This window comes from Burkholderia sp. MSMB1826 (assembly GCF_001526325.1).
Lineage (GTDB): Bacteria > Pseudomonadota > Gammaproteobacteria > Burkholderiales > Burkholderiaceae > Burkholderia.
This window is the reverse complement of the sequence record NZ_LOYN01000022.1, coordinates 14,612-30,252: the sequence shown is the minus strand read 5'-3', so window position 1 is coordinate 30,252 and position 15,641 is coordinate 14,612. Positions and strand designations below refer to the sequence as shown.

General features: G+C 59.5%; 5 protein-coding genes and 2 pseudogenes. 5 read left to right on the top strand and 2 right to left on the bottom strand.

Going from position 1 to position 15,641, the window contains the following annotated elements; all coding sequences use genetic code 11:
* Nucleotides 1-337: 337 nt before the first annotated feature.
* Nucleotides 338-871 carry a hypothetical protein gene (locus tag WS95_RS33240; protein ID WP_257139746.1) on the top strand — a complete coding sequence of 178 codons (534 nt, stop codon included), beginning with the start codon at nucleotides 338-340 and terminating at the stop codon, nucleotides 869-871.
* Nucleotides 872-898: 27 nt separating this feature from the next.
* A pseudogene (locus WS95_RS34790) lies at nucleotides 899-1,009 on the top strand (PAAR domain-containing protein); the annotation flags it as partial.
* A gap of 22 nt (nucleotides 1,010-1,031) precedes the next feature.
* Here the strand turns inward: WS95_RS34790 and WS95_RS33235 are convergent.
* Nucleotides 1,032-1,641, bottom strand: a pseudogene (locus WS95_RS33235) (DUF932 domain-containing protein); the annotation flags it as partial.
* Between the two features lie 94 nt (nucleotides 1,642-1,735).
* On the bottom strand, nucleotides 1,736-2,314 hold the full coding sequence (locus tag WS95_RS35745; protein WP_257139745.1) for a hypothetical protein: 579 nt from the start codon (nucleotides 2,312-2,314) through the stop codon (nucleotides 1,736-1,738).
* An 807-nt stretch (nucleotides 2,315-3,121) separates the two neighbouring features.
* On the opposite strand from WS95_RS35745, the gene WS95_RS12365 reads away from it, so the two are divergent.
* The 3 genes from WS95_RS12365 (at nucleotide 3,122) to WS95_RS12355 (ending at nucleotide 15,633) form a co-directional block, all read left to right on the top strand.
* A complete protein-coding gene (locus WS95_RS12365; RefSeq protein WP_059824075.1) occupies nucleotides 3,122-4,828 on the top strand; it encodes a ShlB/FhaC/HecB family hemolysin secretion/activation protein in 1,707 nt (568 codons plus the stop codon).
* An 84-nt stretch (nucleotides 4,829-4,912) separates the two neighbouring features.
* Nucleotides 4,913-5,815 carry a hypothetical protein gene (locus tag WS95_RS12360; RefSeq protein WP_059824073.1) on the top strand — a complete coding sequence of 301 codons (903 nt, stop codon included), beginning with the start codon at nucleotides 4,913-4,915 and terminating at the stop codon, nucleotides 5,813-5,815.
* 71 nt (nucleotides 5,816-5,886) lie between these two features.
* Nucleotides 5,887-15,633: a two-partner secretion domain-containing protein gene (locus WS95_RS12355; protein WP_082746911.1), complete on the top strand. Its 9,747-nt coding sequence runs from the start codon at nucleotides 5,887-5,889 to the stop codon at nucleotides 15,631-15,633.
* Nucleotides 15,634-15,641: the final 8 nt, after the last annotated feature.

Sequence of the window (15,641 nt, the reverse complement as noted above, 5' to 3'; positions counted from 1 at the left end):
AAAAAGGGATTACGGTGTTCAACCGTAACCCCTTGATTCCTTTGGTCGGAGCGAAAGGATTCGACCCTCTAACCCGAATCAGGGGAAATGGGATGGTGTTGTAGATCGACATCCTAGTGTGGGGCTATATCGTTGGATTGAATTTCCCATCATCGGGTTACATGGTGGTTACATGAACTGCCGTGGAATCTGCGGGGGCGACAGTGAAGACAAACTTTACGGCCGGTCAAGGTGGGGTCAGCATGAAATCTGTGAAAAAGCATTTTGAAAAGTATGTGGCGGGCGAGCCGGCAGGAAATAGTGATCTTGCAGTTCCTGGTCTTGATGATTTAATTAAATGAAAATGAAGCCAGGTATTTTATTGAAATGTGTCATTGTGGTTGCGTCAACAAGCTATGCCTTGTGCTGGGGAGAGGATATCGATTTCGCCAAGCATCCTTCCGCTCTTTATCAAGGCTCCCTGCACATACCAAAGTATTACAAGAAAACAGATTCCGGATGGCGGGATGACGATGACAAGCTAGTGGAGCCTCCTGTAATAAATTTCGCAGGAAAATATCACATCGGGATTCATAGTTGCGGCATGGAGTGCCGCTATTACACCTTATCAGACCTTTCAGCGGGAAAGGATTTAAACTCCCTGGATATTTTTTCATCAAATGGAAAAACCCCTGCTAAAACTCAGGATGGTAGATCATATATCACAGAATTGCTAAGCAAGGCGGACAGCAAGATACTTGTCGTAAAATACTATATAGCCGCATCAAACGGGAAGCCTTCCGAGTGTCGGGAGCGTAAGTTCATTCTCGATGACAACCTTAAGATAACTGCCATCCCAAATACATTCTCTTCTTGCAAAACGAAAAATTAGGGTCATTTTTTGTCAAGACGGAATATCATGATAAATCTAATCCGCCTTCACGATGACACTGACCACGAAGGCAAGGTGATTACGGCCTCTTCGACAATGTCTTTTGATGGCCATTACGTCGCACGAAAAGGCGACTATGTATCGCGCCCTTTGTGGCTAGCCAAGTGGAGACCGCTATGCCGAGTTGTCGTTTCACTGCGGCCGCGTCGAATTGCGAACGATGGAAGACTTTTACCGTGTCGATACCATTGCTTAGGGCGATCGCAAGCGTATTCTTACGGACCACACGAATTGATATTGATACGAATTGTGCAGCCGTCGCGAGCGTGCCGTCGCACACCGTGGCGAGCAACAAGTAGCCGTTCACCTCGTCTTTGTCCTTGAGCGTGCCGGATTGACCGGTGCGAGCGCCCAGATTTTCCGTCCGCCTTTTAATGTGCCGGCGGTCTCGAGCTGGAAGCCGCCGATCTCTGGCAAATCACGGTAAAACTCTAGAATCCCTTCGGGCTGCACGACCTGGTAGCGGGCGCTCACAACGCTTAGCGGCGCCTTGGTGTCCGAACGGTACAGCACTTTCTGTTCGGGGGACGCGTGAATTGAACCGAGATTGCGGCCGCCAGCAGCGACGAAGCACACTTCGGCTTCTTCGATACGCCGTTCATGCCGGCGGCGCGACGCCAGACTTCGAGTGACTGTTTGGGCGCGAGCCGGTTACCCAGGCCATGCCAAGGCTCTGCGCCGACATAGGCCATAGAAGAAACAAGGTGCATAAAGCCTCCTGAAAAATAGACGAGGACATACAGTCCGGCGAGTGCCGGACGAGGGGGAGCGGTTGGGAGATGCGAGGTAGACGAGCGGGACCGTTCAGCTTTGCGTGGCGCGGAAGGCGTGCCCACAGCTCAGGCAGCAGTGGTGACTGTTGAGAACGTTGTCATCAATTGCGTCACCGACGGCCGAGCCGGCCGCACAGCCTGCGGCGCTGCCGACGAGTCCGGCGATGACCGCGCCGGCGAGGCCGCTGAACAGCGTGCCGACTGGGCCAGCAATCGAGCCGACGACGGCACCGGTCTCAGCGCCCGCGAGTACGGCGGCCATGCCGCCCGTCGCCCCGGCAACGCTGCCGATGGTGCTACCGGCTATGCGGGCGCGATTGCGCGTGTCGATACGTGACGACAGACAGCGTGGAGAGCGGATCGTCGGTCCGGATGACGATGCGGTGGCGGGCTGGGGCGGCGCCGGCTTGTCTGGTTCGCCCATCAACGATTCGATCGCGTCGTGCAGATCATGGCGAGCTTCGCTCGCAGGGGATGCGTGGACGGGTTCTTCGTGTTGGCCAAACGGGGGGATAGCTGTCGTGTGATTCGATGGTGGCTTCGTGTGCCGCCTGAACAACCTAATCGGGATACGGCGCGAACGCTTCCCGTTCGTCGTCTTCATCGACATCAGTGACGCGCGTGCAGATGGTGCCACGAGCCGGCGGGGGCGTGACGGGGGAAAGAGGGCGTGTCGGCCGGTCCTTGGTCGCGAGCTAATAGAAGCCGAACCCGAACATCGCGACGAGTGCGAGGCCCAGCCCGATAAGGACGAAGGGAGGGAGATGAGAGATCACGGAAATTCCTGAGCGAAGTGCGCCAGCGGAACTGCAGCGGCGGAGCGGCCGTAGCAGGCCGTGCTCGGGAAGGTGATATGTGTCCGAAAAACTCGAATGCGGTGTCGAACTCGGCTTTGCCCTTGCAGAGACCGTTGTAGATACGCGACACGTTGACGTGTGCGATTATCGTGAACGAACCGGCATTTCAATGCATAAAAAACCGATGAAAAAGTTAAACATGTCAAGATTTTTTGCTTGAGAGGATTATCTAAATGATAGAGCTTGCTGGCAAGAAACAGTTCGCGACTGTCTTGAAATTAATTTGCGAAATGGATGCTCGGTAACGACGAGAACTGATTTTGCAGAAAAAACAAAGAGAGAGCCGAGTATTCAGTGCTATGAGGTGTCGAAAGAGACGGAAGGAAGGGTGCTTCTGGCGTCTCTAAATGAATGGATGGCTAACTTGTTTAAATGTTTCTAATTGTTAATTATAAGGGGTGGTTGCAGCTGCCGTAATAGAAGTTATCGGGCCAAGAGAGTCGCTACAGCATCGGAACTGGGCGGTCAATCGATCAATCGTCATTGCAATTCTTGACAATGCACGGGCGAATACTTCGATAGATTACGGCGCGAGAGACCAACCATTACGCCGCTAACAAGTGAAGAAACGAGAAACTTCGGCAGCGTTGATTTCGGCGTTGGCGAGCGTTTCTGCGCTGGCCCAAGGCGTTCCGCCATCCGAAACTACGTTCGGCCCACAAATCCAGCGTTTGCAGCAGCAGCAACTTGAGGCTACCAAGGAGCTGAACCCGCGCCCCAACGTATTGACGCCGACAGGAGAGAAAACTGCGGTCCTCGGCGTCTCGAACCTGCCGCTCGATAATCCGTGTTTTCCGATCAAGGAAATCGTGCTGGAAGACAATGCGTTCGGCTGGCTCGCGCGTTTCCTTCAGCCGGTCGTGGGCCAGTGTGTCGGCAAGACGGCACTCAAGCAGATCCAGGATGCCGCCAATAATGCGCTGATCGAGCGCGGTTACGTGACGTCTCGCATGCTCGTGCCGACGCAAACGTTGCAATCGGGCACGTTGACGCTGCGCGTTGTGCCGGGGCGCATTAGTGATGTCCGAGCAGACAAGTCCACAATCGGCTGGTTGCGCGCGGCGTTGCCGATGTCGGGCGGAGTGCTGTTGAACCAGCGCGACATCGATCAAGGGCTGGAGAACCTGCGTCGTCTTCAATCCCAATCCGATGCCACGTTCGACATCGCGCCGGGCCTGAATCCGGGAGACTCCGAACTCGTCTTTCACCCCGGAACCGGCAAGCGCTGGCATGCCGTTATCGGTACGGACAACGCGGGCCTCGATTCCACGGGCAAGTATGAACTGTCGGGCTCGTTCACGTTCGACTCGCCGTTCCACCTCTACGACCAGTTGCAAATCGCCGGCACGACGAATGCGAATTTTGGCGCATCCGACAAGGGTAACCAGTCGGTGTCTGCGAACTACGGTGTGCCGATTGGCTATGCAATGCTGACGTTGAACGCGAGCCGTTCCCGCTACAAGCAGACGGTGGCCGGCTTCGATGCGCCGATCGAATACAGCGGCGTGCAGTCACAGCTTCAGGCTGGCCTGTCGGGCGTGATCTATCGGAACGCTCACGCGCGTACGGAGCTTCACGGCAACCTGTTTCATAAGATCAGTCGCAACTCGCTGGATGGTGTCGATCTTCCCGTGCAGCATCGCGACATCATCGGTTACGAGCTCGGCATCGCGCATCGCCAGTACATCGGCGATGTTGTCCTCGACGGCTCGTTCGCCTGGCGCGCATCGCTGCCGGGGCTGTCCAGTAATTCGGGCACGGTGGTCGGCGCCCCCGACTTCGACGGCAAGACACAGGTTGAGTTGGCGAGCGTCAGTGCCCAGGTCCCTTTCAAGATCGGCAGTCAGACGTTCTCGTACCAGTTCGGCTGGAACATGCAGAACGCACGTACGCCCCTGACCCCTTCCGACTATTTCACGATCGGCACGCGTTACGCCGTGCGCGGCTTCGATCAGCAACTGACGCTGGCTGCAGAGAGCGGCTGGGTCGTTTCCAACGAACTTGACTGGTATGTGCCGACGCCTGTTGGCACGCAGGCGCTTTATGCCGGCGTCGATGCCGGGCGCGTGCGAGGGCCGGCCGCACAGTACCTGCTCGGCGAAACGTTGGTCGGTGCCGTTGTCGGTGTGCGCGGCAATCTCGCACCGAAGAACGTGCTCGGTGCCGCACTGAACTACGACGTGTCGCTCGGGTTTCCTTTGTCGAAGCCGCAGGGCTTCAAGACGAGTTCGCCGACGCTGCTGTTCCAGGTCAGCACGTTGTTCTAAGTGTAGTTGGGGTGGTCCGAGCGCAACGACATGTGTTGCGACTCGGGTGTTTTTGTCGATCGAGAAAGAGAAGAAGGAAAGGTTATGCAGAACCTGTACGAGAAGCGTCGTGTTTTTCAAGCCGTTACGGCAACGTTTGCGGTGGTGGCCGCGTTTGGCCTGAGCGCATGTGGCGGTGGTGACGATGGCGGCAGCGGTAGCAATGCCGCATCGAGTGGCGCGTCGTCGAACGGAGCACCGTCGGGCAGCGCGTCGTCTTCGTCGGGGATTCGTGTGGAAGGGCAATCGCAATCGATCTCGAGCCAGGTTTCGACGGTTCGTGTTCTGATGCCGCCCGCGTCCTGGAACGGCGCGCAGATGCCGAGCGGGAATTACACGCTGACGGCCCTTTCTCAGCCAGTATCGACGCTCAAAGAGCAGGCGCCGGGTGCGTATATCGCGATTCCGTACGGTTCGTCGGGCACGATCAAAACGCTGACGAAAGGCGTCGTGACGGACCTCGCCGGAAATGGCGACATCGCGATCGGCCGCTGGGCAGACGGCGCCGATTCGTCTGGCGCTACGTATAACGCCAATCAAGGCCAGGTCTGGGCAGTTGGCGTACCGGTTGCAATCGATGTGACCTCGCCCGTGCAGATGCAATGTTCGCTCGCCTTTGCAACGCGCCCGACATCGGTGGACGGTAACACGGCACCGGGTTCGCTGGCTGGCGCTGCGGCGACGCTGACGAGCGGGACGGACACGTTCGGCAATACGGCCATCAACTACACGTTGAATCTGCAGTATTCGATCGGCAACGACCAGAACCAGTCGTTCGTCGGGACTTCCTCCGTCGGCCTCACGGAGCTGAGCTCCAAAACGAAGTCGACTCTGATGAGCACGGTCATGGGTTCGAATGCGAAGCAACCGTACCTGATCGTGTCGTACGGCATCCCGGCTACGACGACGGGCAACATCAACGGCTTGGTGGCACTGAGCTGCAAGTAACGTGAGTGGGGCCGGGCGTTTGCGCGATGTGCGCAATACCGGCCTGAAATGCATTCAAGAATAAGACGATCATGAATTCCGGAATCTTTCGCTTGGTATTCAGTGCCGTGCGCGGCATGCTGGTGGCAGTTGACGAAAATGCATCGGCGCATGGGGGCGGCGAGCGCTCTCGTGTACAACGTGCCGTTCGTCCTGCGGCCGATGATTCCGGAGTCTCGATCTGGTTCGCAGCACGGGCGACTGTCTTTGCCGCGCTCTGCACATTTGGCATGCAGCCCCTCGTTGCGGAAGCGCAGGCTACGCTACCGATCACGCCTGATCGAAGCGGTCCGACCTATCCGGTCGTTGGTGTGTCGGCATCAGGCGTGCCGCTCGTCAATATCACCGCACCGAAAAACGGCGTCTCGCTGAACAACTTCACGCAGTACAACGTCGGTACGAAGGGCGCGGTACTCGTCAACAGCGGGCAAAACGCACAATCCCAGCTTGCCGGCTGGGTGCAAGGTAACCCATTCCTGGGTAACAGCTCAGCGCGCGTGATCGTCAACCAGATCACATCAGGCAATCCAAGTCAATTGCTCGGACCTACCGAGATCGCGGGCAATCGCGCGAACCTCGTGATCGCGAACCCGGCAGGCATCACCTGTGCGGGTTGCGGTTTTCTGAATGTGCCGCGTGTCACACTGACCACCGGCGTGCCGACGTTCAACCCGGACGGTACGCTCGCGGGTTTCAATGTGACGCAAGGACAGATCGGCATCGCCGGGGCAGGGCTCGACGCGCACGGCAGTGCGATCGACCTGATTTCGCGTGCGATGACGATCAACGGTCAGGTGTGGGCGGATTCGATCAATGCGGTCGCGGGCGCGAACCGTGTCGACTATGCGAGCAACGCCGCGCAGGCCCAGGCCGGCACCGGCGCGACGCCTGGTGTCGCGATCGACGTGCAGGCACTGGGTAGTATGTTCGCCAATAGCGTCCGGATGATTGGGACCGAGGCCGGTGTCGGGGTGCGAGATGCTGGTTCGGTCACGTCACTAACCGGCGATATTCAAGTAGCGAACAATGGCGATGTGACGATTGTGCCGAACGCGCGTCTGCAGTCGGCCGCGAACACCCGCATCGATGGCGTCAACGTTTCCCAGCAAGGCACGATTGTCAGTACGCAGGTCACCGATCTGAACGCGTCGCACGCATTATCGAACGCCGGAACGATTTCGTCGGGCGGCAACACGAACCTGATAGCCGCCACGTCGTTCAACAATAGTGGGCAGGCATATGCGGGGGCAGATTCCGCTGGCAATCTCGTCGGCGGGGGCTCCGTCACGGCACGCGCTGCAAATGTGACGAGCAGCGGCACGCTGGCAGCGGGCGATAACGTCAATCTGTTCGCAAACGACGTCACGCTCGACCACGGGACCGTGAACGCGGCCAGTGCAGTCAACGTCGCGACGAATGGCACGCTGTCGAACGTCGCCGGCACGATGAGCGGCCAGAACGTGACGCTGAATGCGGGGCAACTAGTCAACGACTCGGGCATCATCAGCTCGCAGAACCTGGCGAACGTGACCGCGCAATCGGCATCGAACCGGTCCGGCACGTTGGCGGCCGATGCGTTGTCGCTGAACTCGTCCGGTGGGCTCAACAATACCCAAGGGCACATCACGGCGCGCACGGCGCAGATCGCTGCAACCGACCTTACGAACGTGGCGGGCGAGATCGGCACTTCGACGGGCGCGTTGACATTGACGACGACCGGGAGCGTGTCGAACAACAACGGGAGGATCGCAGCTGGCAATGGCCTCACGCTGACCGCGAATTCGGTCTCCAACGCACAGGGCCAGATTGGCTCCGTGACGGGAAATACCTCACTCGACGTCGCGCAATCGCTGAACAACGCCGGCGGCAAGGTTGCGTCCGGTAACGATCTGACCATCCGCACCGCCCATCTCAACAACGCAGCCGGATCGATCAGCGCACACGCGGCGCAGATCACAGCGTCCGATGTGGTGAATACCGGTGGCAAGATCGGCGCCACCGACACACTGACTGTGGCGGCGACAGGCGACGTCTCGAATCAGTCGGGCTCCATGGTCAGCGGAAATGGTCTGTCGGTCACGGCAAACAGCATTGGCAACGTGGCGGGTACGATCGGATCGGCCGCTGGCGACACGACGCTGCGTGCGACGCAGTCGCTGACGAACACTGACGGTACGGTGAGCTCGGCCAAGACACTCACCGTCGCAAGCGACACAATCGACAACACTAACGGCAGTATGACGGCCGTGCACGGTGCGCAAATCCAGACGGGAGACCTCGTCAATGCGGGCGGCCAGATCGGGTCAACGACGAATGCGTTGTCGCTGACTGCCACGCGTACGCTGTCGAACGACAGCGGGAAGCTGGTGGGGGCGACCGGGTTGACCACAACCGCCGGCACGCTGAGCAACCGTGCGGGCCAGATCGGCACGTCCACCGGCGACATGGCGTTGACCGTCTCTCAGGCACTCGACAATACGCAGGGCAAGATCACCGCAGCTGGCGCGCTGAACACGCAGGCCGGTACGTTCGACAATTCGCAAGGCACAGTGTCGGCGGATGCGGCGAAGCTCACCGTGGCAGGCGCATTGACGAATGCAGGCGGTACGATCGCTGCGACACGCGACACGACGGTGACGGCGCAAACCGTGTCGAACCACGGTGGCACCATCGGTTCGGTTTCCGGCGCGTTGGCGGTGGGGACATCCGGCACGACGGACAACGCAGGCGGCAAGCTGCTGGCTTCGGGCGACACGACCCTGACAAATGCCGGATTGTTGAACTCGGGCGGCACGATCACGGGGGCGAACGTTACGCTCGCGTCCGGGCAGGGGGCGGTCGACAACACGCTCGGTAAAGTGGCGGCAAGCCAGTCACTGGTGAGCCGGTCGGGAGCATTCGATAACCGGTCGGGGTTGATGCAGGCAACGGGAGCCGCCGACATCGATACGCACGGCCAGACGTTCGACAACGGCGTACTGGCAGGGCAGTCCACGGGTGGTCAGGTTCTCGGCAACGGTGTCACGCTGACAACCGGAGCGCTGAGCAACGCGGGTGGCGCAATCTCTTCAAGCGGAGCGGCGACCGTCAATGCTGCATCCGTGACGAACGATGCGGGATCACTTGTAGCGGACGGTGCATTGACAGTGCGAAGCTCGGGCACTGTGTCGAACGTGGCCGGCCAGATCGGCGGCAACAGCGATGTAACCGTGTTCGGTACAACGGTCGACAACACACGTGGGGCCATGCACGCGAGCGGCGCGCTATCGGTGACGGGCGATACGATTCGCAATGCGCAGACCGCCAATTCGACGCTGCCGACGACGGCAGGTGTGCCGGGGCTGACGGCCGGCATGGAGGGCGCGAGCGTTGCGCTGAACGCCAACCAGACGATCGACAATACGTCAGGCTCAATTCGCGCGGACAAGGATGCGAAGCTCACAGCACCGACGATCGACAACACGTCGGGGAGCATCCAGTCGAAAGGCACGGCAACGCTGATGGCCTCCAATACGCTAATCAACAGCCAGGGCGACATCAATGGCGGTCAGCAACTGACGGTCTCGACCGGGACGCTGAACAACGAGGGCAAGCTCCAATCGGCGGGCGACGTCAATGTGACGACGCAAGGCGATCTGACCAACACCGGACAGGTTGTGGCGGGCCATGATCTGACGACCACGGTCGGCGGCGCGCTCGACAACAGCGGCACACTGTCGGCAGGCAATGTTGCTAACGTCAACGCCAATTCCATTCAGAACCGTGCGACGGGCGAGATTTTTGGTGGGAATGCTACGAACGTCCACGCGAACCAGTCGATTACGAACGAAGGTCTGGTCGATGGTGGCACAACGACGGTGACCGCCGGAGACACCATCACGAATGCCGGTGGCCGGATTTATGGCGATACGGTCGTAGTCAGGGCGAACACAATCATCAACGACCAGAACGCCCAAGGCGTGGGGGGCGTGATCGCATCGCGTAGCGACCTCGACATTGGCGCGCAGACTTTCAAGAACCAGAACGATGCACTGATCTACGCGAGCAACGACATTCGCGTCGGCGGCGCGCTGGATGCGAATCGTCAGGCAACCGGCAGCGCCCAACTCGTGACGAACAATGGCGCGCAGATCGATGCGGGCCGCGACATCACGATCAACGCGGACCGGTTCGAGAATCTGAACTCGAACTTCCAGACTTCGAAGGTCACGACCGACAGTGGCAACCAGTTGTGGTATCAGGTGCCGGGCTCGACCGAGAAGATCGACCCGTCGACCGTTTATCTGTACCAGAAGAACAGTCAGGAAATTCATCCGGGCACGGACTATCAGTGGGCGCTGGACGACGACCAGAAATTCATTCTGCTGCCGTCGACCAAGTATCCGTTTGCCGAGTACGCGAGGTACACGATGAACGGCGTGGCCGGCAAAATCGATAACACGGCGTACGCGGCCGATTACTTTGGCTCGGGGGCGGCGGCGGCCCAGACTGGCGCGTATCGTACGGTGCCAGCTGACATCTGGGCGACGTTCGGCGTGACGCCGCCGCCCGAGGCAAATCCCGCGTGGGTCACGCAGGGGCCGTTCGCCATGACGGCGCCCGCCGCGCTAATTTTCGGACGAAGGGGCGTCGGCAGCGATTGGTTTGCCATCAAGGCCCCCACTGAAGCGGACGTGACGGGTGCAAAACCGAATTCCTTCGATTCGGCGAGCCCGTCGTGTCTGACCTCGACCAACGCGGCATGTGCGCCTTTCCAGCAGTGGTACAAAGCGACCGTTGCCGCCTATCAGAACCTGAATCAGGCGCTGGTCGGGTATAACGCTGACGTGGCGAACCGCCTCGTCCAGACGTACACCGTTTATACGGCCAACGTGACATCGACCAAGGATGTTGTCACGGCTTCGCAACCGGGCACGATCACTTCTGGTCGTAGTATCACGATCAATACCGCCTCGGGCGTCAACGACAAGAGTCAGATCGTGGCCGGTGACGGTAACAATCCGAAAAACGTACAGAACATCGGTGCGCAAGGCACGAAAACGTTCACGGGTTCAGGCCAGGCGATCTATACGTGGGTTCAGTCTGGCGGTGCGTTCAGCGGTGACGAGCGCGCAACCAGTTCGACTCCCTTCATGCCTGCCATTCCGGCGCAGACCATCGATCTGCCGGTGGTGCTGACCGATCCGAGCAAGCCGTCAAATCCGATCAAGAGCGTGGCGGCAGCGACGTCCGTTGCGCAGGGCGCAAGCGGTACGAGCGTGACGCCGGTGGCGGGAAAGGATATTGGCGGGCAATTGCTGGTCGGCTCGGGCGTGTCTGGTGTCGGTGCGGGGAACGTATCGGCCGTGAAGGCGAATGTAGGTGATGTCGTCGTGCGCACGGTGACGCCGAACACGCGTTTGCCCAACAACGCGCTGTATCAGGTCACGAGCGACCCCGGCAGCCACTTCCTGATCGAGACGGACCCGCGCTTTACCGATTACCGGAAATGGTTATCGAGCGACACGATGCTGGAGGCGCTCAAGGTCGATCCGAACACGGTTCTCAAGCGCATCGGCGACGGTTTCTACGAGCAGCAACTGATCCAGCAACAGATCATCCAGACGACCGGCCAGCGTTTCATTGGCGATTACACGGACAACCAGAGCGAATATCAGGCGCTGATGGCGAATGGCGTGAAGGCATCGCAGCAGTTCGGATTGAACGTCGGTGCGGCGCTGACCGATGCGCAGATGGCCGCGTTGACGAGCGACATCGTCTGGCTCGTGAGTCAGACGGTGACGTTACCGAATGGTGGCCAGCAGACGGTGCTGGTGCCACAGGTCTATCTCCACGCGAACGCGGCGGATGTGACGGGCGAAGGTACGATCATCTCCGGCAAGAACGTCACGGTCGATGCCAACGGTGCGTACAAGAACTCGGGCACGATCGCGAGCCGCAACGTCACGATCATCCATGCGGATTCGATCGACAACAGCGGTACCGTGTCGGGTGGAACCGTGCTCGCGAGCGCGAACCAGGATCTCAATAATCTCGGCGGGTTAATTCAGGGCAATATCGTAGCGCTGTCGGCCGGGCGAGACCTCAACCTGACGACTACGACGAGTTCGGCCACCACGAAGACCAGCAGTGCAACCGGTCTCGACCGTATTTCGACAATCAATGCTGGCAGCTTACAGGCGGTCGCCGGTCACGATCTGAACGCCAATGCGGCCGTAATCGCGACGACTGGCAATGCCGTATTGGCAGCCAACAACGACGTGAATTTGAATGCGGTTCGTCAGAGCAGCCAGGACGCGGTGAAGTGGGATGCTCGCAACCACGCGGAACACTCGGCGTCGAGCGACACGGGCACGCAGATCGCGACGGGCGGCAACCTGGCGATAGTGGCCGGCCATGACGTGAATGCGACGGCTGCATATGCCAACGCGCAGGGCGCAATCGGCGTGAGCGCCGGCCATGATGTCAACCTGAAGGCCGGTGAACAGAGCGCGAGCGCGAACGACGAGCATTATCACAAGGAAAACGGCTTCCTGTCATCGAAATCGACGCACACGATCGATTCGAGCAGTTACACCAATGCGGTCGGCACGACGTTGTCGGGCAGCACGGTTGCGGTGCAGGCTGGCAACGACCTGACGGCGAAGGCGGCGACGATCGCGGCGACCAACGACGTGAGCCTTTCTGCCGGCCACGACCTGACCGTCACGACGGCGGACACTGCCTCGAGCGAGTATCACTACAAGGATGTGAAGAATTCCGGACTTGGTAGCGCGGGTGTCGGGATCTCGTATGGCACGAACCAGACGATCGATACCAGCCGCGATACGGTGAAGGGTTCGCAGGGCAGCCTGATCGGCAGCACGGACGGCAGCGTGTCGATGGTGGCTGGTAACAAGCTCCATGTGACCGGTTCGGACATCGTCGCCGCCCAGGATGTGACCGGCATCGCGAAGGAAGTGACGATCGATGCATCGCAGACGGATCGTCATCACGAAGAAACGCACGAGGTGAAGAGTTCGGGCTTCACGCTCGCGGTGAAGTCGCCAGTGATCGACGCGATCCAGAACGTGAATCAGCAGGTGCAAGGTGCGGGCGGCAGCCAGGACGGCCGGGCGGCAGCGCTGCACGCGATCGCGGCGGCTGGCGGGATGGCGGATCTTGTCGGTGCAACGGGCAGCATGACGAATGCGTTGAACGATCCGAAGGGCAAGGTCGAAGCGAAGGTGGAGCTGAGCTTCGGCTCGTCGTACAGCAAGTCGACGTTCACCGAGAACAGCACGCAGAACAATGGCAGCAGCGTGAAGGCCGGCGGTACGGCCGCGTTCGTTGCAACGGGTGACAAGAACGCGGGGCAGGGCAACGTAACGATCCAGGGATCGGACGTGAGCGCGAAGGATGTGCTGTTGCAGGCGACCAACAAGGTCAATCTGGTCAACAGCACGGACACCGACAGCACGCGCAGCACGAACGAGTCGAAGAGTGCAAGCGTGGGGGTCTCGTACGGTACGGGCGGGTTTGGCGTGTCGGCGGCAATGTCGCGCGCACACGGCGATGCGAACTCGGATGCGGCGACGCAGAACAATACGCACATCAACGCGAGCAAGACGGCGACGATCATCAGCGGCGGTGACACTAATATCGTCGGGGCGAACGTCAACGCGAACAAGGTGATCGCGGATGTTGGCGGCAACCTGAATCTCGCGTCCGTGCAGGATACGAGCAAGAGCGCGGCGCATCAGAGTAGTTCGGGCGGCGGGTTCAGCGCGAGCATGGCGGGCGCGAGCGCGAGCGCCAGTATGCAGAACGGTCATGCGAGAGGCAACTACGCGGGCGTGAACGAGCAGACCGGCATCCAGGCCGGGGACGGTGGTTTTGATGGGACGGTCAAGGGCAATACGGACCTGAAGGGCGCGTATATCGCAAGTACAGCGACGCCTGATAAGAACCAATTGACGACCGGAACGTTGTCGTTCTCGGATATTCAGAACCACTCGGAATACGACGCAAGTAGCTTCGGAATTAGTGCCGGTGGTGGTGTCGGCGACGGTGGCAACAATTACGCTACGCATGGGCAGACGAGCGGAAAGAATACGGGCGGCGCGTTACCGCTGTACGTGAGCGAGAGTGATAGCAGCAATGCGACCACGAAGAGTGCAATCAGTGCCGGCAACATCACGATCACGGACAAGGCGAACCAGAAGCAGGATGTGGCGACGCTGAATCGTGATACGTCGGACCTGAATGGCACGGTTAGCAAGACGCCGGATCTGCAACAGGTGTTGAGCAACCAATCTGATCTGATCAACGCAGCGCAAGCGGCGTCGGAAGCGATCGCGAAGCAGATCGGAGCCTATGCGGACAAGAAACAGCGTGAAGCATTGACAGCAGCGGCAAACGAGACCGATCCGAAGCTTCAGGTGCAATATTTGCAGGATGCGAAGGACTGGGCCGAAGGCGGCGACAACCGCGTCGCGTTGCATATCGCTGGTGGTGCATTGACAGGCGGGTTGACCGGTGGGGGATTGGGAGCAGCCGGTGGAGCTGCGGGCGCCGGTGTGTCGGCGAAGCTCGCGCCGCAGCTGAATGAGCTCGCCAAATCGATCAAGGACGCGGGGCCGACTGGTAACGCGAGCGTGGACGAACTGCTGGGGAATCTTGCGTCGAACGTGCTGGCAGGTGGGGCGGGGGCGTTGGTCGGAGGTGGAACGGGGGCGTTGACTGGAGCGAGTGCGGATCGCTTCAATCGGCAATTGAGTCCCATGGAAATCGACAAGATCAAGGCTTTGGCAGGAAACAATGTCGATCTCTACAACCGCTTGATTGCAGCTGCTTGCTCGCAAGTCGATTGTTCTGCGGAGTTCGTGAAGGGTACCGCGGACTTTCGGCATTATGACGACATGCAGAAGCTTGGAGCGCAAGACGCTCAAGCACAGAAGATCTTGCGTGATGCGCAAGCGAGCGATCCGACGTTCCTCCAGTATTCCTTGGCGGAGAGGGTGTGGGATGCTACGAAGCTCGCGAACGGCAAGGCTACGCAAGTTGCGTCTTGGGTCGGAACTGCTGCGTCATCGGCTGCCAAAGCGGTGGCAAACGGTGCCGTGCAGGGGGCGCTGCAAACGCTTGATGGATTGTCCGTCATTGGTGGCGGTGTCGGCGATCCTGTAAGCGAGGTTGGCCAATCGATTCAGCGGAACGGTGTGAAGCAAACCGCTGTGAATTCGGTGGCTGGGTTCTCGGATACGATGAAGGCTGTCGGCCAGGGTGATCCGACTGCTGTTGGGGTGTTGACTGGTAGTGCCGCGTTGGCGGTGCTTACTGACAGGGTTCTGGCAAGCAGCAAGCCGGGTATTAGCGTTGATATTGGTGAGGCGGTCGGCGGGCACAGCGTCCGAGATGTAAATTCGATCTATCCGTCCGATGGCAGAACGATGAATTGTGCGAACTGCGCCGTTGCCACAGACGCGACATTGGCCGGAAATCCGGCGAGCGCCTTGCCAGGAGAGGTGACAAGCCCAGCGGATGTTGCGACGGCTTTTGGAAAAACCCCCTTCAATTGGATCGGTCGTACAGGCCCTGATGCGATTGCTCAGACTATGTCGAATTGGGGAGATGGCTCCAGAGCAGTTGTGTTCGGTGCTCGCGGAGATGAGGTAGGACACTTTAGTAACGTAGTAAACCAAGGCGGATCGATTCGCTTCCTTGATGGACAAACTGGCAAGCCTACAAACCTGAGCGATGGGTACACGCGATGGTTTATTCTCAGGACAGACAAATAGGAGGAAGT

What these genes read in the sequence shown, in the direction of transcription:
- WS95_RS33240 (WP_257139746.1), top strand. Translation starts at nt 338, where the DNA reads ATGAAAATGAAGCCAGGTATTTTATTGAAATGTGTCATTGTGGTTGCG.
- WS95_RS35745 (WP_257139745.1), bottom strand. Translation starts at nt 2,314, where the DNA reads ATGTCGATGAAGACGACGAACGGGAAGCGTTCGCGCCGTATCCCGATT.
- WS95_RS12360 (WP_059824073.1), top strand. Translation starts at nt 4,913, where the DNA reads ATGCAGAACCTGTACGAGAAGCGTCGTGTTTTTCAAGCCGTTACGGCA.
- WS95_RS12355 (WP_082746911.1), top strand. Translation starts at nt 5,887, where the DNA reads ATGAATTCCGGAATCTTTCGCTTGGTATTCAGTGCCGTGCGCGGCATG.